Annotated in this window: 24 protein-coding genes and 1 tRNA gene; 11 read left to right on the top strand and 14 right to left on the bottom strand. The window is 68.3% G+C overall.

Annotation, left to right across the window (positions count from 1 at the left end):
* Position 1 precedes the first annotated feature (1 nt).
* Positions 2 to 511 carry a hypothetical protein gene (locus tag BSY19_RS06615; RefSeq protein WP_150129519.1) on the bottom strand — a complete coding sequence of 170 codons (510 nt, stop codon included), beginning with the start codon at positions 509 to 511 and terminating at the stop codon, positions 2 to 4.
* 151 nt (positions 512 to 662) lie between these two features.
* On the bottom strand, positions 663 to 1,460 hold the full coding sequence (locus BSY19_RS06610) for an undecaprenyl-diphosphate phosphatase (RefSeq protein ID WP_069053453.1): 798 nt from the start codon (positions 1,458 to 1,460) through the stop codon (positions 663 to 665).
* Between the two features lie 241 nt (positions 1,461 to 1,701).
* Here BSY19_RS06610 and BSY19_RS06605 point away from each other — a divergent pair, with 241 nt between their 5' ends.
* The 3 genes from BSY19_RS06605 to BSY19_RS06595 are packed head-to-tail and all read left to right on the top strand — an operon-like array spanning position 1,702 to position 4,390.
* Entirely contained in the window at positions 1,702 to 2,394 is a 693-nt protein-coding gene (locus tag BSY19_RS06605; RefSeq protein ID WP_069053452.1) for a glutathione S-transferase family protein, read from the top strand.
* A complete protein-coding gene (queG, locus tag BSY19_RS06600; protein ID WP_083247432.1) occupies positions 2,292 to 3,530 on the top strand; it encodes a tRNA epoxyqueuosine(34) reductase QueG in 1,239 nt (412 codons plus the stop codon). Before BSY19_RS06605 ends, queG begins: the two co-directional genes overlap by 103 nt.
* Positions 3,527 to 4,390 (top strand): SDR family oxidoreductase, encoded by an 864-nt coding sequence (locus BSY19_RS06595; RefSeq protein ID WP_069053450.1) that lies wholly within the window; start codon positions 3,527 to 3,529, stop codon positions 4,388 to 4,390. Before queG ends, BSY19_RS06595 begins: the two co-directional genes overlap by 4 nt.
* Positions 4,391 to 4,405: 15 nt before the next feature.
* On the opposite strand, the gene olsB is transcribed toward BSY19_RS06595, so the two are convergent.
* The 8 genes from olsB to BSY19_RS06555 form a co-directional block, all read right to left on the bottom strand.
* Positions 4,406 to 5,404: a l-ornithine N(alpha)-acyltransferase gene (gene olsB, locus BSY19_RS06590; RefSeq protein WP_083247431.1), complete on the bottom strand. Its 999-nt coding sequence runs from the start codon at positions 5,402 to 5,404 to the stop codon at positions 4,406 to 4,408.
* Positions 5,405 to 5,468: 64 nt separating this feature from the next.
* Positions 5,469 to 7,535 carry an ATP-binding protein gene (locus BSY19_RS06585; protein ID WP_069053448.1) on the bottom strand — a complete coding sequence of 689 codons (2,067 nt, stop codon included), beginning with the start codon at positions 7,533 to 7,535 and terminating at the stop codon, positions 5,469 to 5,471.
* 126 nt (positions 7,536 to 7,661) lie between these two features.
* Entirely contained in the window at positions 7,662 to 9,200 is a 1,539-nt protein-coding gene (locus BSY19_RS06580; RefSeq protein WP_069056905.1) for a YifB family Mg chelatase-like AAA ATPase, read from the bottom strand.
* Between the two features lie 69 nt (positions 9,201 to 9,269).
* The gene (locus BSY19_RS06575; RefSeq protein ID WP_069053447.1) at positions 9,270 to 11,435 is read right to left on the bottom strand and encodes a TRAP transporter permease; all 2,166 of its coding nucleotides are present in this window, start codon (positions 11,433 to 11,435) and stop codon (positions 9,270 to 9,272) included.
* A 174-nt stretch (positions 11,436 to 11,609) separates the two neighbouring features.
* Positions 11,610 to 12,590 carry a TAXI family TRAP transporter solute-binding subunit gene (locus tag BSY19_RS06570; RefSeq protein ID WP_069053446.1) on the bottom strand — a complete coding sequence of 327 codons (981 nt, stop codon included), beginning with the start codon at positions 12,588 to 12,590 and terminating at the stop codon, positions 11,610 to 11,612.
* Between the two features lie 95 nt (positions 12,591 to 12,685).
* A complete protein-coding gene (locus BSY19_RS06565) occupies positions 12,686 to 13,276 on the bottom strand; it encodes a TIGR00645 family protein (RefSeq protein WP_069053445.1) in 591 nt (196 codons plus the stop codon).
* Positions 13,277 to 13,345: 69 nt separating this feature from the next.
* Complete coding sequence (msrA, locus tag BSY19_RS06560; protein WP_069056904.1) at positions 13,346 to 14,005, bottom strand: peptide-methionine (S)-S-oxide reductase MsrA; 660 nt, start codon at positions 14,003 to 14,005, stop codon at positions 13,346 to 13,348.
* Positions 14,006 to 14,085: 80 nt separating this feature from the next.
* Positions 14,086 to 14,409 carry a hypothetical protein gene (locus BSY19_RS06555; protein WP_069053444.1) on the bottom strand — a complete coding sequence of 108 codons (324 nt, stop codon included), beginning with the start codon at positions 14,407 to 14,409 and terminating at the stop codon, positions 14,086 to 14,088.
* Between the two features lie 222 nt (positions 14,410 to 14,631).
* Here BSY19_RS06555 and BSY19_RS06550 point away from each other — a divergent pair.
* A tRNA-Ser gene (locus BSY19_RS06550) sits at positions 14,632 to 14,721 on the top strand.
* 55 nt (positions 14,722 to 14,776) lie between these two features.
* Here BSY19_RS06550 and BSY19_RS06545 read toward each other — a convergent pair.
* Complete coding sequence (locus tag BSY19_RS06545; RefSeq protein WP_236840549.1) at positions 14,777 to 15,790, bottom strand: CPBP family intramembrane glutamic endopeptidase; 1,014 nt, start codon at positions 15,788 to 15,790, stop codon at positions 14,777 to 14,779.
* Between the two features lie 165 nt (positions 15,791 to 15,955).
* Between BSY19_RS06545 and BSY19_RS06540 the strand changes: the two genes are divergently transcribed.
* The 3 genes from BSY19_RS06540 to BSY19_RS06530 all read left to right on the top strand — a co-directional run bounded on the left by BSY19_RS06540 (position 15,956) and on the right by BSY19_RS06530 (position 18,858).
* Positions 15,956 to 16,948 (top strand): TRAP transporter substrate-binding protein, encoded by a 993-nt coding sequence (locus tag BSY19_RS06540; protein ID WP_069053442.1) that lies wholly within the window; start codon positions 15,956 to 15,958, stop codon positions 16,946 to 16,948.
* Between the two features lie 75 nt (positions 16,949 to 17,023).
* Positions 17,024 to 17,542: a TRAP transporter small permease gene (locus tag BSY19_RS06535; protein ID WP_069053441.1), complete on the top strand. Its 519-nt coding sequence runs from the start codon at positions 17,024 to 17,026 to the stop codon at positions 17,540 to 17,542.
* Positions 17,539 to 18,858: a TRAP transporter large permease gene (locus tag BSY19_RS06530; protein ID WP_069053440.1), complete on the top strand. Its 1,320-nt coding sequence runs from the start codon at positions 17,539 to 17,541 to the stop codon at positions 18,856 to 18,858. Before BSY19_RS06535 ends, BSY19_RS06530 begins: the two co-directional genes overlap by 4 nt.
* A gap of 43 nt (positions 18,859 to 18,901) precedes the next feature.
* Here BSY19_RS06530 and BSY19_RS06525 read toward each other — a convergent pair whose 3' ends face one another.
* Entirely contained in the window at positions 18,902 to 19,567 is a 666-nt protein-coding gene (locus BSY19_RS06525; protein ID WP_069053439.1) for a CDP-alcohol phosphatidyltransferase family protein, read from the bottom strand.
* Positions 19,568 to 19,569: 2 nt separating this feature from the next.
* Entirely contained in the window at positions 19,570 to 19,731 is a 162-nt protein-coding gene (locus BSY19_RS27905) for a hypothetical protein (RefSeq protein ID WP_171905096.1), read from the bottom strand.
* A 508-nt stretch (positions 19,732 to 20,239) separates the two neighbouring features.
* Between BSY19_RS27905 and BSY19_RS06520 the strand changes: the two genes are divergently transcribed.
* The 4 genes from BSY19_RS06520 (at position 20,240) to BSY19_RS06505 (ending at position 23,358) form a co-directional block, all read left to right on the top strand.
* A complete protein-coding gene (locus BSY19_RS06520; protein WP_069053438.1) occupies positions 20,240 to 20,635 on the top strand; it encodes a thioredoxin family protein in 396 nt (131 codons plus the stop codon).
* Positions 20,636 to 20,647: 12 nt separating this feature from the next.
* Positions 20,648 to 21,364 (top strand): cytochrome c biogenesis CcdA family protein, encoded by a 717-nt coding sequence (locus tag BSY19_RS06515; RefSeq protein ID WP_083247430.1) that lies wholly within the window; start codon positions 20,648 to 20,650, stop codon positions 21,362 to 21,364.
* 146 nt (positions 21,365 to 21,510) lie between these two features.
* Entirely contained in the window at positions 21,511 to 22,761 is a 1,251-nt protein-coding gene (locus BSY19_RS06510) for an NAD(P)/FAD-dependent oxidoreductase (protein ID WP_069053436.1), read from the top strand.
* Positions 22,762 to 22,872: 111 nt separating this feature from the next.
* Positions 22,873 to 23,358 (top strand): hypothetical protein, encoded by a 486-nt coding sequence (locus BSY19_RS06505; RefSeq protein ID WP_069056903.1) that lies wholly within the window; start codon positions 22,873 to 22,875, stop codon positions 23,356 to 23,358.
* 174 nt (positions 23,359 to 23,532) lie between these two features.
* On the opposite strand, the gene BSY19_RS06500 is transcribed toward BSY19_RS06505, so the two are convergent.
* The gene (locus tag BSY19_RS06500; RefSeq protein ID WP_069053435.1) at positions 23,533 to 24,459 is read right to left on the bottom strand and encodes an NAD(P)H-dependent flavin oxidoreductase; all 927 of its coding nucleotides are present in this window, start codon (positions 24,457 to 24,459) and stop codon (positions 23,533 to 23,535) included.
* Between the last annotated feature and the right edge of the window lie 185 nt (positions 24,460 to 24,644).

Genomic DNA, 24,644 nt, shown 5'->3' with positions numbered 1-24,644 from the left:
GCTAGCTCCGAGGCCAGAGCCCATCCGGCAAGCGCTCGGGATCATAGCGGCCCGGCCGTGACCAGAAAGCGAGGTTGAGGAAACCGGCGGCCAGCAATGCGCCGGGGATGCCGGGCCAGATCGCCTGGCCGATCGGGACCTGTCCGACGAGCGCCAGCAGCAGGAGCCCGAAAGCGGGAACCGCGATCACCACGGCGCCGATCGTGATCACGAGGTGCCTGACCGGCGAAAAGCCGCGGCGAAAGACGATGCGGGCCCTGTCCTGCGGCGAGAGGCGGCGGTGCAAATCCGTGACGAAGGCGACGAAGGTGCGGCCTCGTCCCTTGGCAATCTGGCCGTCGAGCGTGGAGGAATGCACGATCAGGGGCCAGCCTTTGATGAAGTCGAGCTGGATCAGCGCGGAGAGGTGCGGGGCCGGCGAGAACAGCTGAATCCGGACCGCCTTCAGCCCAGAATAAGGGCGCAAGCCAGACCGACCTTCGAGCGCATAGTCGATGCCTTCGTCGGTCAAGCGGAGTGTCGCGTTGGAGCGCTTCGCGAACCGGCCCGGTTGCCCGATGCAGAGATCGTAGAGCGCCTCGTCTGGAGCAGCCGGCCCAGGTCCCATCCCGACAGCGTGCTGCACGCGGGCAGCGGCCGCAAGTCCTCCCGTGCGACGTTCGTCAGCCGTGGATCCAGAGCCCGGCGAGTCCGAACAGCCCGACGATGATCCGCCACCAGGCGAAGGGGGCGAAGCCGCGCTTCGAGACGAAGTCGAGGAAGCTGCGCACCACGACCAGGGCCGCGACGAAGGCCGCGACGAACCCGACCGCAATCAGCGTGACGTCGTCGACCGTCAGCGTCTTGTAGTTCTTGAGCAGGTCGTAGGCGAAAGCGCCCGCCATGGTCGGCATCGCCAGGAAGAAGGAGAACTCCGCCGCGGCGCGCTTGCTGGCGCCGAGCAGCATGGCGCCGACGATGGTCGAGCCCGAGCGGGAGACGCCGGGCACCATCGCCAAACACTGGATCAGCCCGATCTTCAGATACATCGCCAGCGGGAAGGTGGTGGCGTCCTGATGCTTCTCCTCCAGCTCCAGATCATCGACCACGAGCAGGATCAGGCCGCCGGCGATCAGCGTGCAGCAGACGATGACCGGGTTGAACAGCACACTCTTGATGAAGCCGTGCAGCAGGGCGCCGATCAGCGCGGCCGGCAGGAAGGCGACGAGCACGCCGAGCACGAAGCGCCGGGCGGCCGGGTCGCTCGGGATACGCAGCGCGATGTCGAGCAGGCGGCGGAAATAGACCAGCGTGATGGCGAGGATGGCGCCGAGCTGGACCAGGACCTCGAAGGATTTCCCGTTCGATTCGAAGCCGAGGAAATGGCCCAGCAGCAGCAGGTGGCCGGTAGAGGAGACCGGCAGGAACTCGGTGAGCCCTTCGACGATGCCGAGGATGAGCGCCTCGAACAGGTTTTCCATGGCGGCTCGTCCTCGTCGGTCCCGGGCAATGCGGGGCAATCGTCCTGCCCCGCATCGATAGGCTCAGCTCTTTGCGAATTGGTTACCAAAATCCCAACCCGAACGCGGCATTTCGCAGCCAATGCCGCCAAGCGGGTTGTGAGCCTCACCGGGCGGCTTTATAGCGGCGCGCTGCGCCTCTGCGGACGCGATTGTGTCTTGCGGCCCTGCTTCGGCCCCACCTGCCTGTTTCATGAGTGCCATGGCGACCCTTCATCATTACCCGCTATGCCCGCATTCGCGCTTCATCCGCCTGGTGCTCGGCGAGTTCGGCCTCGAGGCGAACCTGGTCGAGGAGCGCGTCTGGGAGCGGCGGCGCGACTTCCTGGAGATGAACCCCGCGGGCACGACGCCGGTGTTCCGCGAGGACACCGGCCTCACCGTGCCCGGCGCCGGCCCGATCGCCGAATATCTCGATGAGACGCGGGGGCTGGCCCTGGCCGAACGGCGGCTGCTGCCGGAAGGCCCGGGCCCGCGCGTCGAGGTGCGCCGCCTGCTGGACTGGTTCTCGATCAAGTTCAACGACGAGATCACCGCGCCGCTGGTGCTGGAAAAGGTGATGAAGCGCTTCATGGCGCGCGAGGAGGGCGGCGGCCCGCCCGAGATGGGCGCGATCCGCGCCGCGCGCGCCAATGTGCGCTATCATTTGCGCTACATCGCCTGGCTGACGGCCAAGCGGAACTGGCTGGCCGGCTCCGAGCTGAGCTATGCCGATCTCGCCGCCGCGGCGCATCTCTCCTGCGTCGATTATCTCGGCGACGTGCCCTGGGACGAGGATGAAGCGGCGCGCGCATGGTATGCGAGGATCAAGTCGAGGCCGAGCTTCCGGCCGCTGCTGAGCGACCGGGTGCCGGGCATGGCGCCGAGCGCTCATTACGACGACCTCGACTTCTGAAGCCCGAGCGCCTCAAGCAGGCGGTCGTCGCCCGCGCGCTGGCGGAAGGGTTTTCCGTCGCTCGCGTGGCTGGCGCCGACTCGATCCCCGAGGCGCCCGGCCGGCTCGCCGCCTGGCTGGAGCAGGGCCACCAAGGCGAGATGGCCTGGATGGAGGAGCGCACGGACCAGCGCGCCGCACCACGCCGGCTCTGGAGCGAGGCCCGGTCGGTTGTGATGCTGGGCATGAGCTATGCCCCCGAGGGCGATCCGCTGGCGGTGCTCGACCATCCCGACCAGGCCGCCATCTCGCTCTATGCGCGCCGGCGCGATTATCACGACGTGATCAAGGGCAAGCTCAAGAGCGTCGCCGGCTTGCTCGCCGCCCAGGGCGGGGCCGACGTCAAGGTCTTCGTCGACACTGCGCCGGTGATGGAAAAGCCGTTGGCGCAGGCGGCAGGGCTCGGCTGGCAGGGCAAGCACACCGTTCTGGTCTCGCGCGAACACGGCTCCTGGCTGTTCCTCGGCGCGATCTACACCACCGCCGAGCTGCCCGTGGACGCGCCCGAGACCGACCATTGCGGATCCTGCCGGCGCTGCCTCGACATCTGCCCGACCGACGCCTTCCCCGCGCCCTACCAGCTCGATTCGCGCCGCTGCATCGCCTATCTGACGATCGAGCATCCCGGCCATATCGATCCCGCCCTGCGGCCGGGCATCGGCAACCGCGTCTTCGGCTGCGACGACTGCCTCGCCGTCTGCCCCTGGAACAAGTTCGCGCAGGCGGCGCGCGAAACCAGGCTTTCGCTGCGCGACGAGCTCGATGCGCTGCCGCTGGCCGACCTCGCCGGTCTCGACGACGCGGCGTTTCGTGCGCTCTTCGCCGGCACGCCGGTGAAGCGCACCGGACGCGACCGCTTCATCCGCAATGTCCTGATAGCGATCGGCAACAGCGGCCGACCAGACCTCGCGGCGAGCGCCTTGGCACTGTTGGCCGACCCCTCGCCGCTCGTGCGGGCGATGGCCGCCTGGGCACTGATCCGGCTCGATCCGCCGCAGGCCCGCTCACTTGCCGGCAAGGCGCTCGCCATGGAAAAGGACGAGGAGGTGCGCCGCGAATGGCTGGCGCTCCCGCATGCTACGGATGCCGCCTCATGAAGCTCCTGATCCTCGGCGTCGGCTATTCCGCCGGCTTCTTCGCCCGCGCGGCGCTGGCGCGCGGCTGGGAGGTGACCGGCACGGTGCGCACGGCGGAGAAGGCGGCGCGGCTGAGCGGCGAGGGTATCCGCACCCTCGTCTTCGATGGCTTCGCGGTCTCCGCGCCGCTGGCAGCGGCGGTCGCCGAGGCCGAGGCCGTGCTGGTCTCGGTGCAGCCGGGCGAGGGCGGCGATCCGGCCTTCCAAAGGCTCGGTCCGGCCCTGGAAGCGGCGCCCGCCTTGCGCTGGATCGGCTATCTCTCGACCATCGGCGTCTATGGCGACCATGGCGGTGCCTGGATCGACGAGGCGACCGCGCCGCGGCCGAGCTTCCGTTCGCAGCTGCGCCTGCAGATCGAGCGCGACTGGCTGGCGCTGGGCGAGCGGACCGGCAAGGCCGTGCAGATCTTCCGGCTCTCGGGCATCTATGGGCCCGGCCGCAATCCGATCGTGAAGCTGCGAACCGGCACCGCGACGCGGCTGGTCAAGCCCGGGCAGGTGTTCAACCGCATCCATGTCGACGACATCGCGGGCGTGCTGATGGCCTCGATCGCGGCCCCGCGTCCCGGCGCGGTCTACAACGTCACCGACGACGAGCCGGCGCCGCCGCAGGACGTGGTGGTCCATGCCGCGACGCTGGCGGGGCTGACGCCACCGCCCGAGACGCCGTTCGATCCGGCAAAGCTCTCCCCCATGGCGGCGAGCTTCTATGGCGAGAACAAGCGTGTCTCGAATGCGCTGGTGAAGCGCGAGTTCAACTACGCCTTCCGCTACCCGACCTATCGCGAGGCGCTGCCGGTGCTGCTGGCCGGCGGGGACTGAGCCCCTGCCGCATGCTCACGCCGCGTAGCGCTGCCCTTCATCGCCATAATAGGCGACGTAGCGCTGGTCGATCGCCGCGACGGGGAGGATCACCAGGACGTCTGTGGTGCCGAACTGGCGGTCGACCACGGCCCCCGTGCCGAAGCGGGCGCCGAGCCGCAGATAGCCCTTGATCAGCGGGGGCATCTGCTTCAGCGCGAGCTTCGCATCGACCATCTGTGCCGGCAAAAGATCCATCTCGACCCGCTGCTTGCCATGGGCCGTCGCGCTCCATTCGCCGGCGGAGCGGGCGTGATGGTGCAGGAAGCTGAGCGGCAGGGCGAGGGCCTGCGGATCGGTGCCATCGAAGCTCGCGCAGCCGAACATCGCGTCGATCCGGTGGTGGCGAACATAGGCCCAGATGCCGTGCCAGAGCAGCTCGACGGTCTTTTTGCTGCGGTAGGGCTCGAGCACGCAGGATCGGCCGAGCTCGAGGAAGCGCTTGCCCGGATGACGCGCCAGCAGCGGGGAGAGATCGAACTCGCCCTGGGTGTAGAAGCCACCCAGCCGCTCGGCGGCGCCCTGCCGCATCAGCCTGTAGGTTCCGACGATCTTCGGCTTCACGCCGCCGAAGCGGCCGCGCGCGGCGTGGTCGATGACCAGCAGATGGTCGCAAGCCGCGTCGAAACGGTCGGCATCGCGACGGAACATGCGGGACACGGCATCGGGCCGCGCCGACATCTCCTGGTAGAACACACGGTAGCGCAGGCGCTGGGCCCGCCAGATCTCGGCCGGCCCACGGGCCAGCCTGACCTCGAGGGAACCGCTGCGGCCGAGACTTCCCGCCAACGGGTCTGGCGTCGCGGGCTGACGCCCGAAGCGACGAATTTTCTCGCTGCCGATGAGCCGAAGGGGGGAGAGACGGGAGAAGAGCAGGCCGCCGGCGGGCCCATGGCGAGCCGGCTCAGCCTGTTGCGCGTGGAGCTCGGGTGCCATCGCTCGCCTTGTCTCCCAGGTCGCAGGTTTCTGCAACATTGCAGAAATGCACCATGGTTCTGACAATCTCGCGACAGAACTGCGGCATGCCGATGACGAACGGTCAGGCCGAGCGCTCGATCGGCTGCGGCACGGCGACGCGATCGAGCCAGCGCTGCAGGGCGGCGCGGTCGAGGGGCTTAGCCAGGCAATCATCCATGCCTGCGGCCAGCGCGGCTGCCCTGTCCCCCTCCGCGACATTGGCGCTGACGGCGATCATGGGGAGCGGCGGGAGGTGGGAGCGCGCCTGTTCGAGCTCGCGGACGGCGCGAGCCACGGCGAGCCCGTCGAGCTCCGGCATGCGGATATCGAGGAGGACGAGATCGAAGGAGGGTCCCGTCCCGTTAAAGCCTTCGGCGACAGCGGCCAGGGCGCGGCGCCCGTCGCGGGCCCAGATCGCCGCGCAGCCGAAACGCTCCAGCGTGCGTGTCGCCAGCAGGGCGTTGATCTCGTTGTCCTCCGCGACCAGCACGGTCAGGCGCGGGCGCAGGATCGAGGACTGGATGTCCCCTTGCGTCTCGACCGGCGCGACACTCGCCGGGCGTGGCGACAGGCGCTGATAGAGCGAGCGGGCCCGGACGGGCTTGACCAGGAAGCCGGTGAAGCCGGCTTCGCGGGGCGAGCCGAACTGGCGCCGCTCCAGCGGCGAGAGCATGATAAGGCTTTCGCGAACCCCGGCCAGGCGGGCCGCATGAGCGAGGGCGACGGCGCCATCCCGGCCGATGTCCTGATCGATGAGGACCGCGTCATAGCCGGCGTCCGAACGCAGCAGGGCCTGCGCCTGCGCCGTATCGACCGCCTGCGTGGCGCTGCCGCCGGCCGCCGCGATCGATTCGCGCAGGAAGTCCGCGCCGAACGGGGCCGCCGAGACGACGAGGACGTGCTTGCCGTGCCACTCCGGCAGGGCCGGCGGTGTCGATTCGGCGGCAACCGTCAGAGGCAGCCGGACGCGAAAGACCGAACCTCCGCCGCCACGGCTCTCGACCCAGACCGAGCCCTCCATCAGCCCGACGAGGCGACGCACGATGGCGAGCCCCAGGCCGGTGCCTTCGTGACGCCGCGCCGAGGAATCGTCGGCCTGCTCGAATTCCTCGAAGATCGCCTGGCGGCGGTCCTCGGGAACGCCCGGACCGGTATCGGCGACCTCGATCTCGACCGTGTCGCCCTCGCGGGCGATCCGGATGCCGACGCCGCCGCGATCGGTGAACTTGATCGCATTGCCGACGAGATTGAGCAGGACCTGGCGCAGGCGATCGCGGTCGCCGACAAATTGGGTCGGCATGTCCGGGGACAGATGCGCCGCCAACTCGATGCCCTTGGCCTGGGCGCGTGGCGCCATCAGTTCCGAGACGGTCTCCAGCAACAGGCCGAGATCGAAGCGGTCCTGCGCGAGGTCGAGCTTGCCGGCCTCGACCTTGGCGAAGTCGAGAATGTCGTCGACGAGCCCGAGCAACGCCTCGCCGGAGGTGCGTAGTGCGCGGACATAGGTCGCCTGCTCGGGGTCGAGCCCGGTGTCGCCGAGCAGATCGGCCATGCCGAGGATGCCGTTGAGCGGCGTCCGGAATTCGTGGCTGACGGTGGCGAGGAAGCGCGACTTGGCCTCGTTGGCGCTCTCGGCGCGGGCCCTGGCCTCGACCAGTTCCTGCTCGGCGGCGATTCGGGCGGTGATGTCGCGGCCGACCCGCTGCAGCACGCTCTGGCCGAGCGCGACGGGCACGACCGTCTCGACCCAGGAGATCCAGCGTTCGCCCTCCGGCGTCGCCACGCATTCGTCGAAGACGCGCGCTCCGCCCTCCAGCGCCAAGGCGGGCCGGCAGGCGATGCACTGAGGCTGTGCGACCGAGCCGACGACCTGCGTCTCGTCGAGCCCGAGCAGGGCGGCATAGGCCGCATTGGCATAGACGACCCGGGCGCCGTCGCGCCGGACGATCAGGTCGCCCTGCGCCTCGATCAGGCTGCGGTAATGCTCCTCGCTGTCGGCGAGAACCCAGAGGCGGTCGTTCAGCGCCTCGACGTCTCCAGCCAGTTCGGCCGCCTGACGGACGATCCGGTCGCGCTGACGCAGCAGCATCAGCGTGGCGCCGCCCGCAAACAGCGCGAGCACGATCACCGCGAGAGCGGCCCATGTCATGGCGAGAGGTCCCATGGCAACCACCCTAGCGAAGGCGCGTTGAAGAACCGTTGGGAACAACGACAAATCAGAGGGATCGCGGAGGGGAATTCGTTAACCTTCGCAGGGACCTGCGCGGGCCGATGGTCAGGCCGCCTGCGCGACCTGGTCGCCCCGCGCCCGATAGGACAGGGCTTCGGCGAGATGAATCCGGCCGACCTTCGTGTCCCCGTCGAGGTCGGCCAGGGTGCGCGCGACCTTGAGGACGCGATGATAGGCCCGTGCGGTCAGGCGCATGGCGTCAGCCGCCTCGCGCAGCAGGGCGAGCCCCGCATTGTCGGGCCGGGCGATCTCGTCGAGCACCGGCACCGGACAGCCCGCATTGGTGCTGATCCCGCTCAGCCCGAGCGCCTCGAAGCGGGCCGTCTGAAGGCGCCGCGCCGCGGCCACGCGGGCCGCGACCTCCGAGGAGCCCTCGCTCGCCGCCGGCAGAATGAGGTCGGCGGCGGTCACGGCCGGCACGTCGATGGCGATGTCGATGCGATCCAGCATCGGGCCGGAGATGCGGCTCTGGTACTGCGCCATGCAGCGCTCGTTCTGCTGGCGCCGGCAGGCGAAACCGGGCTCCGTCGCCTTGCCGCAGCGGCAGGGGTTCATCGCGGCGACGAGCTGGAAACGCGCCGGATAGACGACGCGGTGATTGGCGCGCGAGATCAAAACGTCGCCGGTCTCCATCGGCTGGCGCAGCGCATCCAGCGCCTGCGCCTGGAACTCCGGCAGTTCGTCGAGGAAGAGCACGCCGTGATGGGCGAGCGAGACCTCGCCGGGCTTCGCCTGCAGCCCGCCGCCGACGAGCGCCGCCATCGAGGCGGAATGATGCGGCGCCCGGAAAGGCCGCCGGTCCGTCAGCGCGCCGTCGGCGAGATGGCCCGCGACGGACAGGACCATCGAGACCTCCAGCAGTTCGCGCGGGCTGAGCGGGGGCAGGATCGAGGGCAGCCGGCTCGCCAGCATCGATTTCCCGGCTCCCGGAGGACCGTTCATCAGCAGGTTGTGACCGCCGGCGGCGGCGATTTCGAGCACGCGCTTGGCGCTCTCCTGGCCCTTGATGTCGGCAAGGTCCGGCAGCGGGCCGGAGGCGCGCGCGACCGCGGGCTCCGGCCGCGCCATCACCTGCGTGCCCTTGAAATGGTTGGCGAGCTGGATCAGCGAGCGCGGCGCCAGGATGTCGATGTCGGCGGCCGCCCAGGCGGCTTCGGGCCCCGAGGGAAAGGGGCAGATCAGGCCCTGCCCCCGGCCATAGGCGGCGATGGCGGCCGGCAGCACGCCGGCGACCGCCGTGATCGAGCCGTCGAGCGCGAGTTCGCCGAGCACGGTGTAACCCGCCAGGGCATCGGCAGGGATCGCGCCGATCGCCGCCATCACGGCGAGCGCGATCGGGAGATCGTAATGGCTGCCCTCCTTGGGGAGGTCGGCCGGGGCGAGATTGACGGTGATGCGTTTGGCCGGCAGCGCCAGGCCCGAGGCGATCAGCGCGGCGCGCACCCGCTCCTTGCTCTCGCCCACCGCCTTGTCGGGCAGGCCGACCAGGATGAAATTGACGCCGCCGGGCGTGACCTGGACCTGGACATCGACGGCGCGCGCCTCGATGCCCTCGAACGCCACCGTCGCGACCCGCGTCACCATCAGCGCCACCCCATGACCCGCGAGGAGGCTAGCGGAGCTTGGCGCTCCGCGCAAGAACAGATCAAGAACTCAGGCCAGTGCGGCGGCGGCCCTCCGCGCCACCACCTGCCGCACCAGGACGGGGGCGGCGATGACGAGGCCGGCCAGCACGCTGGTCGGCGTGGCCAGGATCATCGGCAGGGCGGCGAGCGCGATCAGGAGGCGCTCCCACATCGCCAGGGGTGCCAGGAACCAGCCCGCGAAGGCCGCGGAGAGGAAGGTGATGCTGGCGATGCAGGCGGCGGTCGAGCCGAAGAGCTCGGTCCAGGTGAAGCCCGGCACCATGATCAGCATCGAGGGCGAGAACACGAAGACGAAGGGCACCAGCACCTTGCCGAGCGCGAGCCGGAAGGCGGTGTTGCCGGTCTTGAAGGGGTCGGCCCCGGCCATGCTCGCCCCGGCATAGGCGGCAATCGCCACCGGCGGCGTGATGTCGGCCAGCACGCCGTAATAGAACACGAAGAAATGCGCCACGAGCGGGTTGACCCCGAGCATGCCGAGCGCCGGCGCCGCGACCGTGACCATGATGATGTAGTTGGCCGTCGTCGGCACGCCGCAGCCGAGCAGGATGCAAACCAGGCCCGTCAGCAGCAGCGTGAAGAACAGCGTCGCGCTCTTCAGGTCGAAGGGGAAGAACGGGATCAACCCGGAGATGCCCCTCGCCCACTGGTCGGCGAGCGAGGTCACGATCCAGGAGATCTTGAAGCCGACGCCGGTCAGCGTGACCACGCCGACGATGATGCCGACGGTTGCGGCGGCCGCGCCGACGCCGATGGCGTATTTCGCGCCGAGGATGAAGGCGTCGATCATGTCGTCGACGCGCTTGCGGCCTTCCGTCGACTTCATCAGCACGCCATGGGCCATGACCAGGAAGGCGGCCGCCGTGAAGGCGAGGTTGACGCCGGGCACGCGCAGGAACTCGGTCGGCGCGGCCAGGCCGATCGCCAGCGCAAAGACCAGCGCCGAGGCGGCGCGGTGATGCGCGAGGCCGACGAGCATGCAGCCGGTGATGCCCCAGAAGGCGGCGAGATAGGGCGTGTAGCCGGTGAACAGCACCATGATCAGGGCAAAGAGCGGCGCGATCGTCGGCCAGTCGCGGGCGAAGACCTCCGAGAGCTTCGGCGCGTCGGCATCGGTCATGCCGCCCATGCCGGAGCGCTTCGCCTCGAAATGCACCTGCATCAGCACGCCGTAAAAATGCATGAAGGCCGGGATGATCGCGGCGATGATGATGGTGGCGTAGGGCAGGTTGAGGAACTCGACCATGAGGAAGGCGGCCGCCCCCATGATCGGCGGGGTGATCTGGCCGCCGGTCGCGGCGGTCGATTCCACGGCCGCCGCAAAGTGGCGGCGATAGCCGAGGCGGATCATCATCGGGATGGTCAGCGAGCCGACGGTCACGGTGTTGGCGACCGAGGAGCCCGAGATCATGCCAAACAGCGCCGAGCCGAAGATCGAGACCTTGGCCGGTCCGCCGGCATAACGCCCGGCGACGGCCGCCGCGACCCCGAGGAAGAGCCGCCCCAGACCAATGCGGGTCGCCAGCACGCCAAACAGCACGAAGTGGAAGACGTAAGTGGCGACGACGCCGAGGGCGACGCCATAGACGCCCTGGCTGGTCAGGTAGAGGTGGTTGACGAGGTTCGACCAGGTCGCACCCGGATGCAGGAAGATGCCGGGAAACCAGTTGCCGAAGATCGCATAGGTCATCGCGAAGAGCGCGATCAGCGGCAGGCCCCAGCCGATGGCGCGGCGCGTCGCCTCGATCATCAGGATGATCGTGATCGACCCCATCACCACGTCGAGCGTCGAGGGGTTGCCGATCCGGAAGACCATGTCCTCGAAGATCCAGGGGACATAGAGGCTGGAAACCGCGACGGCGAGCGCGAAGACCCAGTCATAGAGCGGCACGCCGCCGGGGCTCCACAGCGACGAGGCGTGAACCGTGCGGCCCTGGCTCTTGCGGGCCGAGAAGACCAGGAAGATCAGCCCGAGAACGAAGGCGAGGTGAATGCCGCGATGCGTCGTCTCGCGCAGCAGCCCGAAGCCGGCGGTGTAGTAATGGAAGGCCGAGAGCGCGAGCAGCAGCCCACCGACGATCAGCGCGGTGCCGTGCGGCACCTTGCGGAACTGCATCTCGGGATCAAGTTCTTCCTCGAGCTTGGCGAGTTCGGCGGCGGAAGGCTGGCTGGTCATGATGGGCAGTTCGCTTGTGGGAACGTCGACATAACCGCGCCGTCAGTCCGGGCGGAGCAAAGCGGAGACCCGGAATCCATCGAAAGGGGCTGGCCTTTGATGGATTCCGGATCGGCGCCGCTTCGCGGCTCGTCCGGACTGACGGCGCGCTTGGTGTGAGCGGTTGGGACCTGCTTACTTCAGCAGGCCGGCTTCCTTGTAGAAGCGCTCGGCACCGGGATGCAGCGGCACGCCGAGGAGGCCGTTGAGCGCTGTCGCCTTCTGGATCGCCTTGCCCTTGGCATGGCCGGCATCGAGCGCCGCGCGGGTCTTGTCGCTCCAGAGCGCCTTGGTGACGGCATAGACGGTGTCGGCCGAGATCTTGGAGGACGTCACCCAATGGGCGCCGACCGCCACCGTCTTGACCGCGCCGACATCCTTGTAGGTGCCAGCGGGAATCTCATCGACGGCGAAGAAGGGGAAGTCCTTGGCGAGCTTCTCGGCGGCCGCGCCGGTGATCGGCAGGATGTCGATGCCCGAGCCGGTCGAGGCGAGTTCCGAGATCGCCGCCGCCGGGAAACCACCGGTGAAGAAGAAGGCATCGACGGAGCCGTCCTTCATCTTCTCGGCGGCCTGGTTGGGCTTGAGATATTCGGGGGTGATGTCCTTCTCGCCGACACCGAAGGCGGCGAGGATCGCCTTGGCATTCAGCAGCGTGCCGGAGCCGGGCTCGTCGAGCGAGACCTTCTTGCCCTTGAGGTCGGCGACGCTCTTCACATTGGAGGCCTTGCGCACAACGAGGTGGACGCTCTCGGGATAGAGGTTGGCGATCGAGCGCAGCTCCTCGACCTTGGGCTTGCCGGCAAAGACGCCGGTGCCGGAATAGGCCCAGAAGGCCACGTCGGCCTGGGCGAAGCCGGACTCGGCCGCGCCACCGACGATGGCGTTGACGTTGGCGACCGAGCCGTTGCTGGCGACCGCGGTGGAAACGAGCTGCGGCGGTGCCGAGATCGCGTTCGCGATCAGCCCCCCGATCGGATAATAGGTCCCGGCCGTGCCGCCCGTGCCGATGCGGAAGAAGGCGGGCGCCTGGGCCAGAGCGAGGCCAGCGGCGAGGGCCGCGCCGCCCAGAGCAAGGCCGGCGACGACGAATTTCGAACGAAGATGCAGTGACATGTCGGACTCCCCGGTGAGGGGAGGCACTGTCTTGGGCTTTGCCGCGCCGATCAACCGAAAAGTTAAGGCACGGTTGTGCCGTCGACACGCGGGCGTCAGGACGAGGGCGCGGCCGGCGCCCCCTTGCCCTTCTTGCCGCCACTCGCCTCGCCGGAGATCCGGTCGGTCCAGGCCATGACCAGCCCGGAGACCACGAAGACGATATGGACCACGACATACCACATCAGGTCGCGGTCGCTGGTGCCCTTCACGTTCATGAAGGCCTTGAGGAGCTGGATGGCGGAGATCGCGACGATCGACGAGATCAGCTTCAGCTTGAGCCCGGAGAAGTCGATCTTCGACATCCATTCCGGCCAGTTGCGGCTGGTGCCGGCATCGATCTTGGCGACGAAGTTCTCATAGCCCGAGAAGATCACGATCACGATCAGCGAACCGGTGAAGGTGAGGTCGATCAGCGCGAGCACGGCGAGGATGACCTCGGCCTCGGTGGCGGTGAAGACATGGGTGATGAAGTGCCAGGCTTCCTGCAGCGCCTTGAGCAGAAGGCCGGCCAGACCGACGACCAGCATCAGGTAGAAGGGGGCCAGCAGCCAGCGGCTGAAGGAGAGCGCGGCGCCAAAGCCCCGCGACGCGGCCCCGCTGCTCGGCTCACCCGCGTCCGTCTCGTCGATCCCCTGTCCCGCCATCGTCTTTCGCCCCTCACCGCTTCGCGGCGGCATCTGCCACGCTCCCTGCCGATCCGGCAAGCCGGGCCGTCAGGCGGCCGCGACGCCCACGCCGATCGGGCAGGACACGCCGGTGCCGCCCAGCCCGCAATAGCCGGCCGGGTTCTTGGCGAGATACTGCTGGTGATAGTCCTCGGCGAAATAGAACGTCGGTGCGTCGAGGATCTCGGTGGTGATCGGCCCGTAGCCGCGCGCCGCCAGCGCCTGCTGGTAGTCGCCGCGCGAGCGCTCGGCGACGGCGCGCTGCTGCGCATCCGTCACATAAATGCCGGAGCGGTACTGCGTGCCGACGTCATTGCCCTGGCGCATGCCCTGGGTCGGGTCATGGCTCTCCCAGAAGGTCTTGAGCAGCGCCTCATAGGGAAGCACAGCCGGATCGAAGACGACCAGAACCACCTCGTTGTGGCCGGTGCGGCCCGAGCAGACCTCTTCATAGGTCGGATTCGGGGTGAAGCCCGCGATGTAGCCGACCGCGGTCGTCCAGATGCCCTCGCCCATCTGCCAGAACTTGCGCTCGGCGCCCCAGAAGCAGCCCAGCCCGAAGATCGCGACCTGCATCCCCTCCGGATAGGGGCCGGCGAGCGGGCGCTTGCTGAGGAAATGGCGCTCGGCGGTCGGGATCGGCGTGTCGCGGCCGGGCAGGGCCTCATGGGCCTCGGGCAAGGCGGTCTTCTTGCGCAGGAAGAACATGGCGGTCTCCATCACGGTTTCGGCGCAGGATATGGGGATGAGTCCGGCGTTCCGACAGGCACGACGCGCCGCGCGGTTCTTCACCGTCTCGTGACGATGCCGATGGCGGCTTCGCGCGGCGCTCCGAGCCTGAGCAGCAGGAAGCCGAACAGGAAGGCGAGGAGCGCGGCGGGAACCTGCAGGAGATGGACCAGGACGGGGTCCCACAGCCAGGGATGCAGGCTGCGCTCGACCAGCGGCTTCAGGGCCTCGCCGCGCACACCCGCCAGCGTCGACAGCGCCAGGTCGAGCGGCGTGTAGTTGAGGCCGGAATTGGCGATCGAGCGGGCGCCGTCGATCACCAGCGAGACGAAGCCGGCCGCCACGAGCAGATAACCGGCAAGCCGCAGCAGAAACCGCACCATCCGTTCTCCCGACCGACCCGCCGCCCGGTTCAGGGCCGGGTCGTTCCCTCGATGCGACGGGCGAGAGGCGCGCCGCCGCTCACCCGGTCATCGATCACCGCCCCGATGTGCCCCTTCACTTCCCGCTTTGCAACCAAGCCCAAAGCCGATTTCGGCCGATCTGCGGATCACCGACAGATCGCCCTTGAAAGAAGCCGGCTCGGCGGTCATAAGCAGCGCGCCGGACAGGTGGCCGAGTGGTTGAAGGCGCACGCCTGGAAAGTGTGTATACGGGAAACCGTATCGCGGGTTCGAATCCCGCCCTGTCCGCCAGCCCTCAGCACTGCTGCCAATGCGACCGTCGACGGTTTGATGCGCCCGGAGCGGCTCAGCCGCCGCGCTTCCAGATTGGCGGCACGATCCTGCCGCGCCGGAGCGCCATGATCAGCATCACCACGCCCGTCGCGGTGCAGAGCGCAAAGGCGATCAGCGACGATTCCAGGCCGAAACTGCCGCCGGTGAGCAGGTCGGGCCCCTTGATGTTGGAGCGGATCAGGCCCGGCTCGGGCGCGTTCCCGGAGACGATCCCCGAGAAAATCGCGGACTGGGTGTAGTTCCACGCCATGTGGAAGCCGATGCTGAGCCAGAGACGACGGGTCAGCATATAGGCCGCGGCCAGCAGCAGGCCCGCCTCGATGCTGATGTAGATCGCGCCCAGGATGGTGCCCGCCGGATTCGCCAGATGCACGAGGCCGAACACAAGGGCGGAGACCGCCAGCGAAATCCAGCTGCCGAAGATGTCCTCGACGGAGCGGAACAGCACGCCTCGAAAGATCAACTCCTCGAAGACGCCCGACTTCAGCGCCATCGCGACAGCCGGGATCACGAACACCCAGGGGTTCAAGCCCTCGATGCGGTACATGCCGAGGGCGATCAGGATCACGACGCAGGCGCTGTAGAGGCCCGCGCCGATCAGCAGCCCGGTCACCCATTCCCGTCCCGCGCCCGACAGGGACAGTTCGCCGACCGGACGGCGTTCGACCCAGCGCGCGTATCCCGCATAGAAGGCGGTCGCGAGGGCCGCCATACCCGCTGCGGCCGCGATGGATTTCAACGGCGCCGCCTTGAAATGCTTCATGAGGTCGTCGCTGACGGCCATCATGACGACAAGCGGCCCGCCGAGCAGGATCAGACGGGTGAACGGACACTGCAGGATGCGCCGCCACAAAGCCGGCTCGCGAGCGGGGGCGCCGTTCATCTCGGGTCCGACTTTCAACATGTGACGCGACCGCTGCTGATCATGCCGCTTTATTCTGCGAACGCCAGTGCGGGATCGGCGGCAGCAAGCTTCGCCGCCGCAACTCGCGCAAGAGAAGCCAGTCGCGGTACGCTCGGCTTCCACCGTCTCCAAGCCCCGCCAGGCAGGCCGAACACCCATTTCAATTGATATATCAGCGGCTTCTCAGTCATTTTCGATCGGCCGTTCAAGGTGATGGCCAAATCGGATCTTGTCTGACAAACTGCCGACAGCTCCCATCAGAGGGGCGTGCAGGGAGAGGACAATTTCATGGAACGCAGAGTCTTGCTCAAGGGCATCGGCGCGGTCGCCGCCACCATCGCCGCCCCCGCCATCGTCCGGGCCCAGGCCGTGCCGACGCTGGTCGGCGCCGTGCAGTTCGGCGACGCGCATCCGTTCACGCAGGGGCTCCTCAAGTTCGAGGAGCGCGTGAAGGCGCTCTACAACAAGCCGGTGAACTTCACCCTGCACAAGGATTCCTCGCTCGGGCTCGAGAAGCAGTATTTCGAGTATATGGCGCAGGGGAAGAACGTCGATTACGCGATCGTCTCGCCCGCCCATATGTCGACCTTCGCCAAGGCCGCGCCCTTCATCGACGCGCCCTTCGTCTTCCGTGACTTCCCCCATATGGAAGCGGTGGTGAACAAGGGTCTGCTCAACCCGATCGCCGACGAGATCGAGAAGAAGGCCGGCGTCCGGCTGATCGGCTATGGCGGCGGCGGCGTGCGCAACCTCTTCGCCAACAAGCCCCTGAAGAACGTCGCCGAGATCAAGGGCCTGAAGGTCCGCGTCCAGGGCGCGCCGATCTGGTCGCGCAGCTTCGCGGCCATCGGCATGTCGCCGACGGTGATCGCCTATAACGAGATCTACAACGCCATCCAGAACAACGTCATCTCGGCGGCCGAGAACGAGGCGGCCGGCATCGAGCAGATGAAGTTCTTCGAGGTCGCGCCCAACATCCTGATGACGCAGCACGCCGTCTCGGTCCGGCCGATCTGCTTCTCGATGAAGACCATGGCGACCCTGCCCAAGGAGCTTCAGGACGCGGTGATCCAGGCCGGCAAGGAAGCGGCCGATTACGAGCGCAAGATCGAATCGAGCGGCGATTCCGAGATCCTCGCCAGGCTCGAGGCGGCGGGCCGCCTGAAGCGGATCCCGTTCGAGGACCGGCCGACCATGCAGAAGCTCGCCGAGCCGATCATGCAGGCCTATGCGAAGGAAATCGACGCCAGCGGCATCCAGACCGCCATCGCCGGCGCCTGAACCCCTCAGCCCCGATCCCGCCGACCCTGGGCGCTCCTGCGCCCAGGGCTTTGCCTTCGTACGCGGAACCCTTTCATGGATGCCTCTCTGTCTGGCAGGCCCAGCCTGTGGCGGCGTATGACGGCTGCCTATTCGCGACTGCTGTCGACCGTCGTCGTCGTCTCCGTCGGCATCCTGGTGGTGCCCGTGATGCTGCAGATCATCTCGCGCTACACGAGCCTGATCCCGTCCTATATCTGGACCGAGGAACTGGCCCGCTTCCTGTTCATCTGGACGGTGATGATCGGCGCGATGCTGGGTGTGCGTGACAGCGCCCATTTCGACGTCGACCTGCTGCCCCGGCTCGGTGCCAGGGGCGATGCCTTCATGCGGATCGTCGCCAAGCTCGGCGTGCTCGCGATCGCCATCGTCTTCGTCACCGGCGGCATCGAGTTCACGCGCTTCGCCTGGAACCGGACCTCCGAGCTGGCCGAACTGCCGCTCTGGCTGATCCACATCGCCTGGCCGATCGCCGGGCTGAGCTGGATCGTCTTTCTCGGCGAACAGTTCACCGACGATCTTCGCGTCCTCTTCGGAAAGACCCTGAGCCCATGACCGGCAGCGTTCTCTCGTCGGGCCAGGCTGCCTCCATCCTGTTCGGCTGCTTCTTCCTCGGCCTGTTCCTGCGGATTCCCGTCGCTTTCGCGCTTGGCCTGGCCTGCCTGCCGATCCTGATCATCGAGCCCCGGCTCGATACGATGACGCTGATGAGCGAGACGTTCAACGCGTTCAACTCCTTCATCCTGCTCGCCGTGCCGTTCTTCCTGCTGACGGCCAATCTGATGAATGTCGGCGGGGTGACCGACCGGCTGATGAACCTGTCGCGGGCGCTCGTCGGGCATTTTCCCGGCGGGCTGGCCCAGATCAACGTGGTGCTGTCCTTCTTCTTCGCCGGCATCTCCGGCTCCTCGACGGCCGATGCCGCGAGCCAGTCGAAGATCTTCATCGAGGCCCAGCGCAAGGAAGGCTACGACGACAGCTTTTCGGTCGCGATCACCGCGGTCTCGGCCGTGCTCGCCGTCATCATCCCGCCCTCGATCCTGATGATCGTCTGGGGCGGGATCCTGACGACCTCGATCGGCGCGCTTTTCCTCGCCGGCGTCATCCCCGGCCTGCTGATCGGCGTGGCGCAGATGGCGACGGTCCACGCCTATGCGGTCCGGCGCGGCTACCCGACCTATCCGCGCTCCTCCGTCAGGCAGGTGTTCTCGGCCGTCGAGCGGGCCGCGCTGGCGCTGATGACGCCCGGCATCATCATCGGCGGCAAGGTCTTCGGCTGGTTCACCGCCACCGAATCGGCGGCGATCGCCGTGGTCTATGCCGCCTTCCTGTCGCTCCTCGTCTATCGGGAGATGAACCTGAAGGGGCTCTATGCGGCCCTGCTCGACACCGGCAAGCTCGCCGGCGTGACGCTGTTCTGCGTCGGCACGGCGTCGGCCTTCGGCTGGCTGATGGCCTATTACAAGATGCCGCAGGCGATCCTGACCGGCGTCTCGGCCTGGGGCATGGGCTTCTACGAGACCGGCTTCTTCATCGCCGGCGTCTTCCTGCTCGTCGGCTGTTTCCTCGATGCGATTCCCGCCATCATCATCGTCGGGCCGATCCTCGCGCCGCTGGCCAAGACGGTGATGATGGACCCGGTGCATTTCGCCATGATCGGCATCGTCAGCCTCGCCTTCGGGCTGGTGACGCCGCCCTATGGGCTGTGCCTGATGATCGCCTGCTCGGTCGCGGGCATCAGCATGCGCTCGGCCATCAAGGACACGATGATCATGCTGATGCCGATGTTCATCGTGCTCGCCCTGATCATCATGTGGCCGACCGTCTCGCTGTTCCTGCCGAGCCTGATCTCGCCGGAGTTCCTGAACTGACCGGTTCTGCCGGCGTGCGGGCGAGCGCGCCGGCAGAGACCCTTCAAGCATCCTCCCGCGGCGCCAGCGGCTGCAAGGGCCTGTCGCCGGTCGCGGCCGGCGGCGCCGCGAAGACCACCCAGCCCTGGCGCAGCCGCGTCAGCGTGGTGACGAGGCAGGCGGCGGCAAAGACGTAGGCGATGAGGGGAAACGACTCGGGGGCGACGCACATCAGGGCCAGGGCTGCGATCGTCTCGGCGCCTTCGGTCAGGCCGGTGAGATAGTAGATGCCCTTTTGCGGATAGACCTCGCTGGTCAGGCCGCGCTTGGCCGCGATGACGGCGAAGGCGAGGAAGCTCGATCCCGTACCCATGAAGGCTGCAAGCAGCACCGCCGCCGGCAGCGCATTCCGGGCCGGATCGGCCAGCGCGAAGCCCAGAGGAATGCAGCCATAGAAGGCAAAGTCGAGCGTGATGTCGAGAAAGGCGCCGCGCTCGGTCGGGCCGTTGAGCCGCGCCACCGCCCCGTCCAACGCATCGAACAGCCGGCTGACCAGGATCGCGATCAGTGCGACCCCGTAGAACTGCAGGGCCAGCGCCGGCACGGCACACAGGCCGATGGCGAAGCCCGTCACCGTCAGGCCGTCCGCACCGACACCGCGCCGCGCCAGGGCCGCGGCGACCGGCTGCAGAACGCTTTTGACGACGGGCAACAGAAAGCGGTCGAGCATGGCTAGCCCTGCCGCCAGCGATGGACGTGCGCGACCAGCGCCAGCAGCCGGTGCGGGACTTGGGCCTGCGGCCAGGCCCCGGCGGCGGCATGTGTCGCCGCGCTCATGCCGGTGAAAGCGGCGTTGGTGGCCGCGAGGATCAGATCGAATCGCTGCATCATCATGGCCCGATCATCGAATGCAGGGGATTGACGGGATGGAGTAGGGCGACGTTGACGATCCGGCGCCGCCCGTGACCACGTTTCGGGGCAAGGCTGCGTTTCGTTACGCTCCCATCTCCACGCAGCCTCCCATGGCCGCGACCGCTCCGCTCCCCCAGCGGCGACCGCCGAGGTTTCGACGGGGAGCGCCGACATGATGACTCAGACCAGGGGTGATGTCGCCGCCCTGGTGGCAGCGGCCGCCACGACACTGGTCCTGCCCTGTGCCACCGGCCTCAGGCCAGAGCGCAGCCAGGTTAGGGGCCAGGACCGGAGACGGGCACTTCGCAGCGCGGGGCAGGGCTCAGGCGGAGGCCTGAGCGGCTCATGGTCTCGGACTGTCCTCGGGCCGGGCCTCATCCGCGACGCGTCATCAACTCGATGTGAAGACGTAACGGACACACCCGGCGGGCCGAAGAGGTGAAAGTCGGCTCCTCAGTGTCCCGCCGTCCTGTCATCCGCAGAGGTTCCCATGCTCAACCGTCGTCACGCACTCACAGCCCTCGCCGCCTCCGTCGTCATGCTGTCGGGTTTCCCGGCCTTCGCCCTCGACAAATCGGCCTTCTCGCAGGCCGCCTTCGACGCCGCGATGAAGGCCGGCAAGTCGGTGCTGATCGACGTCTCCGCGCCCTGGTGCCCGACCTGCAAGGCCCAGGCGCCGATCCTGTCCGAACTCGCCAAGCAGCCGCGCTTCAAGAACCTCGTCGTCTTCAATGTCGACTTCGACAGCCAGAAGGACGCGCTGCGCGGCTTCAAGGCCCAGCAGCAGAGCACGCTGATCGTCTTCAAGGGCGGTGCGGAAATGGGGCGCTCGGTCGGCGACACCAACAAGGCGTCGATCGAAGCCCTCCTCGCCCGCGCGATCTGAGGCTGACGCATCATGGCCAGTGCCGGCTTCGCCCTCGTTGCAGGGATCCTGTCGATCCTGTCGCCCTGCGTCCTGCCGCTGCTGCCGATCGTGCTCGGCACGGCGGTCTCGGAGCACAAGCATGGGCCGGTCGCGCTGGCGGCGGGGCTGGCGCTGTCCTTCACCGCGATCGGTCTCTTCGTGGCGACGATCGGCTTCGCGATCGGGCTCGACACCGGCGTCTTCCGGATGGCCGCGGCGATCATGCTCGTGCTGCTCGGCCTCGTGCTGATGCTGCCCGTGCTGCATGCACGGGTTGCGGCGGCGGGCGGCCCGCTCAGCAACTGGACCGAGCAGCGCTTCGGCGGCTTCTCGCCGAACGGCCTGCGCGGCCAGTTCGGCGTCGGGCTCCTGCTCGGCGCGGTCTGGAGCCCCTGCGTCGGGCCGACGCTGGGGGCGGCGTCGGTTCTCGCCGCGCAGGGCGAGAATCTCGGCGCGGTCGCGCTGACCATGCTCGCCTTCGGTGTCGGGGCCGGCCTGCCGCTGATCGCGCTCGGCATGCTGTCCCGGGCCCGGCTGACGAGCCTGCGCAACCGCATGATGTCGGCGGGGCAGGGCTTCAAGACGGCGCTGGGCGGCTTCCTGGTCGCCGTCGGCATCTTGATCCTCACCGGCTGGGACAAGAGCCTCGAAGCCGCCCTCGTCGCGGCCTCGCCGGAGTGGCTGACGCGGCTGACGACCTCGTTCTGAAGCCCCTTCCGCTGCATTGGCCGCAGCCGCCGCCTTTGCTTTTCGGATAGGCGGCGGCGGCGGTCTCGCCTAGATACGGGGCGCGCCTTCGGGCGTGGTGCGCCCCGGAGATCCGTCCGGGAGCAGAGAGCCTGGACGTCCGCCCGATGCCGACCACCCCTTCCCCGACCCCGCCGACCGCCGACGCCTTCGATCTTCTGGTGATCGGCGCCTCCTATGCGGGGCTCGCCATTGCCGCGGCCGCCCGCGAGGCCGGCTTTGCCGGCCGCATCGCGCTAGCGGGCGACGAGGCCGAGTTGCCCTATCAGCGGCCGCCCCTGTCGAAGGGCTTCCTGCTCGGCAAGGCCGGGGCCCATCTGCCGCTGAAGGCGGCCTCCTTCTTCGCCGAGGCCGGCATCTCCTTCCTGCCGCTCCGCCATGCAGTGATGCTCGACCGCGAGGCTCGACAGGTGCACTTCGCGGACGGCTCGGTGCTCGGCTACGGGCAGCTCGCACTCGCGACCGGCGCACGGGCGGCGCTGCTGCGTTGTGAGGGTGCCGCTCTCGACGGCGTCGTCTCCCTGCGTTCGCTCGACGATGCGCAGGCGCTCAGCACGCGCCTTGCCGCGGCGCAGGCAATCGTGATCATCGGCGGCGGCTTCATCGGGCTCGAGGTCGCATCGGCGGCCGTCACGCTGGACAAGCAGGTCACGGTGGTCGAGGCCGGGCCGCGGCTGATCGGCCATGCCGTCGCGCCGGAGATCTCCGCCTATATGCAGGGCGTGCATGAGCGCCATGGCGTCGCCATCCGCCTCGACACGCGCGTCGAGCGCATCGAGGGCGAGGGTGGCAAGGTCACGGCGGTCGTCTGCGCCGACGGTTCGCGCCTGCCCTGCGACCTCGTGCTGGCGGCAGTCGGGGCCGTGCCGAATGTCGAGCTGGCCGCAGCGGCAGGTCTCGCGCTCGATGACGGGATCGCGGTCGACGCCTTCGGGCGGACGTCGGACCCGCTGATCTTCGCGGCGGGCGATTGCACCAGCCACCCGAATGTCCATGCGGGGCGGCGCCTGCGTCTGAGTTCAGTGCAGAACGCCAACGACCAGGGGCGCGCCACCGGCTGCGCCATCGCCGGCCGGGCGGAGCCCTATGCGGCCGTTCCCTGGTTCTGGTCGGACCAGTATAACGTCAAGCTCCAGATGGTCGGCCTCGGCGTTCCGGGGGGACAAGCCGTGCTGCGCGGCTCGCCGGCCGAGGGGCGCTTTTCGCTGTTTCGCTATGATGGCGAGCGGCTCGTCGCGATCGAGAGCATCAACCGCCCCGCCGATCACATGATGGGGCGGCGCCTGATCGCGGCGGGCGTCTCGCCGACGCCGGAGCAGGCAGCGGACCCCGCCTTCGACCTGCGCTCGCTGGCCTGATCTCCCAAGGCGGGCAGGCACCCGCTTCGCCTTGAAAATGCCGCTTGCCAGCCGTGCGGAATGGGAGTGCCATGCCGCAGGGGCAGACGAGCCCTTGCGATGGAGACGACCATGTTGAGGACTACCATCCTTGCCGGCGCTGCCCTGCTGGCGCTGACGGCCCTGCCGATCACTCCCGCGGCGGCCCTGACGATGAAGGAATGCAGCGCCAAGTATCAGGCGGCGAAGACGGCCAACACGCTGAAGGGCCAGAAGTGGAACGAATTCCGCAAGGCGCAATGCGCCGACGATGACGCCGACGAGGCCGAGGCCGCCGCCGCCGTGAGCGAGCCCGCCAAGCCGGCCGCGACACCCGCCAGCGCTCCCGCGGCCGCCACGCCTCCCAAGCCCGCCGCCGCGACGGCCAAGGTCAAGCCCGCCGTGTTCCCGAAGGCGGTGGCGACCAAGTACAACGACCTCACCGCCGGCAAGGCCCGTCTCAAGACCTGCGCCGACCAGTACAACGCCAACAAGGCTGCCAACGCCAATGGCGAGCTGAAGTGGATCGAGAAGGGCGGCGGCTACTGGAGCCAGTGCAACGCCAAGCTGAAGGGCTGATCGGGCGGCAGCTGGCTCCGAACCAGCACCGTCATCCCGGGCAAGCCCGGGATGACCCGGCACTCGCGCGTCAAATCGTCATTGCGAGCGAAGCGAAGCAATCCAGAAGGCTCGCTCGACGTCCTCTGGATTGCTTCGCTGCGCTCGCAATGACGGCAAGGTCAGCCGGCGCGCTCAGCCCGCGAGCGAGGCCCGCGCCTGACGGTATTCCGCCAGCAGACGCGCGCCGAGTTCGGCCGTCGTCGGCACGTCCTCGATTGCGCCGACGCCCTGGCCGGCCGACCAGATCGTCTTCCAAACCTTGGCCTCGTTGCCGAGATCGAGCTTGCCGTGGCCGGTGAGGTTGTCTGGATCGAGCCCCGCGGCCTGGATGCTCTCGCGCATGAAGTTGGCGTTCACGCCGCTGATGGCCGGCGTGTAGAGGATGTCGGAGGCCTGGCTGCGCAGCAGCATCGCCTTGTATTCGGGGTCCGCCATGCTCTCGGTCGTCGCGATGAAACGCGTGCCGAGATAGGCGAGATCGGCCCCCATGAGCTGGGCGGCTGCGATCTGGGCGCCGTTCGAGATCGCGCCCGCCAGCACGATCGTGCCGGCAAAGAAACGCCGAATCTCGGAGACCAGCGCGAAGGGGCTCATTGTGCCGGCATGGCCACCGGCGCCGGCCGCGACCGCGATGATGCCGTCGACGCCGGCCTCGGCCGCCTTCTGGGCATGGCGCAGGCTGATGACGTCGTGGAAGACGAGGCCGCCATAGCCATGCACGGCCTTGACCAGATCGGGGACCGCGCCGAGCGAGGTGATCACCAGCGGCACCTTGTGCTTCGCGGTGATCGCCAGATCCGCCTCCAGCCGCGGATTGGAGCGGTGGACGATGAGGTTGACGCCATAGGGCGCGGCGTCCGGCACGTCGGCGAGACGCCCCTCGATCTCCGTCAGCCAGGCCTCGTAGCCTTCGCTCGTGCGCTGGTTCAGCGCCGGGAAGGTGCCGAGAATGCCGGCCTTGCAGGTCTCGACCACGAGATCGGGGCCCGAGACGAGAAACATCGGCGAGGCGATGGCGGGCAGGCGCAGGCGCCCGGCGAGCGTGGTCGGTAGCGGCACGGTGGCGGTCTCCCCAGCTTCGGATTCCTGCAGGCCGGAATCTCTTCGCGATCTCCCGGTCGTATCAGCGCGCCGGCCCGTGTGGAACCCATCGCAGGGCCGCAGCGCGCCGGGGGCGCTTGCCAAATCCGGCCGGCTGGGCGAGTGCGATCGGGAGAGCCGGCGCAAGCCGGCCGAGCCTCGGG

Source organism: Bosea sp. RAC05 (genome assembly GCF_001713455.1).
Lineage (GTDB): Bacteria > Pseudomonadota > Alphaproteobacteria > Rhizobiales > Beijerinckiaceae > Allobosea.
This window is presented reverse-complemented; position numbering and strand designations above follow the sequence as displayed.

Coding starts and splice junctions, on each gene's coding strand:
- BSY19_RS06610 (WP_069053453.1), bottom strand. CDS start 1,460: ATGGAAAACCTGTTCGAGGCGCTCATCCTCGGCATCGTCGAAGGGCTC.
- BSY19_RS06605 (WP_069053452.1), top strand. CDS start 1,702: ATGGCGACCCTTCATCATTACCCGCTATGCCCGCATTCGCGCTTCATC.
- queG (WP_083247432.1), top strand. CDS start 2,292: ATGGTATGCGAGGATCAAGTCGAGGCCGAGCTTCCGGCCGCTGCTGAG.
- BSY19_RS06595 (WP_069053450.1), top strand. CDS start 3,527: ATGAAGCTCCTGATCCTCGGCGTCGGCTATTCCGCCGGCTTCTTCGCC.
- olsB (WP_083247431.1), bottom strand. CDS start 5,404: ATGTTGCAGAAACCTGCGACCTGGGAGACAAGGCGAGCGATGGCACCC.
- BSY19_RS06585 (WP_069053448.1), bottom strand. CDS start 7,535: ATGACATGGGCCGCTCTCGCGGTGATCGTGCTCGCGCTGTTTGCGGGC.
- BSY19_RS06580 (WP_069056905.1), bottom strand. CDS start 9,200: ATGGTGACGCGGGTCGCGACGGTGGCGTTCGAGGGCATCGAGGCGCGC.
- BSY19_RS06575 (WP_069053447.1), bottom strand. CDS start 11,435: ATGACCAGCCAGCCTTCCGCCGCCGAACTCGCCAAGCTCGAGGAAGAA.
- BSY19_RS06570 (WP_069053446.1), bottom strand. CDS start 12,590: ATGTCACTGCATCTTCGTTCGAAATTCGTCGTCGCCGGCCTTGCTCTG.
- BSY19_RS06565 (WP_069053445.1), bottom strand. CDS start 13,276: ATGGCGGGACAGGGGATCGACGAGACGGACGCGGGTGAGCCGAGCAGC.
- msrA (WP_069056904.1), bottom strand. CDS start 14,005: ATGTTCTTCCTGCGCAAGAAGACCGCCTTGCCCGAGGCCCATGAGGCC.
- BSY19_RS06555 (WP_069053444.1), bottom strand. CDS start 14,409: ATGGTGCGGTTTCTGCTGCGGCTTGCCGGTTATCTGCTCGTGGCGGCC.
- BSY19_RS06540 (WP_069053442.1), top strand. CDS start 15,956: ATGGAACGCAGAGTCTTGCTCAAGGGCATCGGCGCGGTCGCCGCCACC.
- BSY19_RS06535 (WP_069053441.1), top strand. CDS start 17,024: ATGGATGCCTCTCTGTCTGGCAGGCCCAGCCTGTGGCGGCGTATGACG.
- BSY19_RS06530 (WP_069053440.1), top strand. CDS start 17,539: ATGACCGGCAGCGTTCTCTCGTCGGGCCAGGCTGCCTCCATCCTGTTC.
- BSY19_RS06525 (WP_069053439.1), bottom strand. CDS start 19,567: ATGCTCGACCGCTTTCTGTTGCCCGTCGTCAAAAGCGTTCTGCAGCCG.
- BSY19_RS27905 (WP_171905096.1), bottom strand. CDS start 19,731: ATGATGATGCAGCGATTCGATCTGATCCTCGCGGCCACCAACGCCGCT.
- BSY19_RS06520 (WP_069053438.1), top strand. CDS start 20,240: ATGCTCAACCGTCGTCACGCACTCACAGCCCTCGCCGCCTCCGTCGTC.
- BSY19_RS06515 (WP_083247430.1), top strand. CDS start 20,648: ATGGCCAGTGCCGGCTTCGCCCTCGTTGCAGGGATCCTGTCGATCCTG.
- BSY19_RS06510 (WP_069053436.1), top strand. CDS start 21,511: ATGCCGACCACCCCTTCCCCGACCCCGCCGACCGCCGACGCCTTCGAT.
- BSY19_RS06505 (WP_069056903.1), top strand. CDS start 22,873: ATGTTGAGGACTACCATCCTTGCCGGCGCTGCCCTGCTGGCGCTGACG.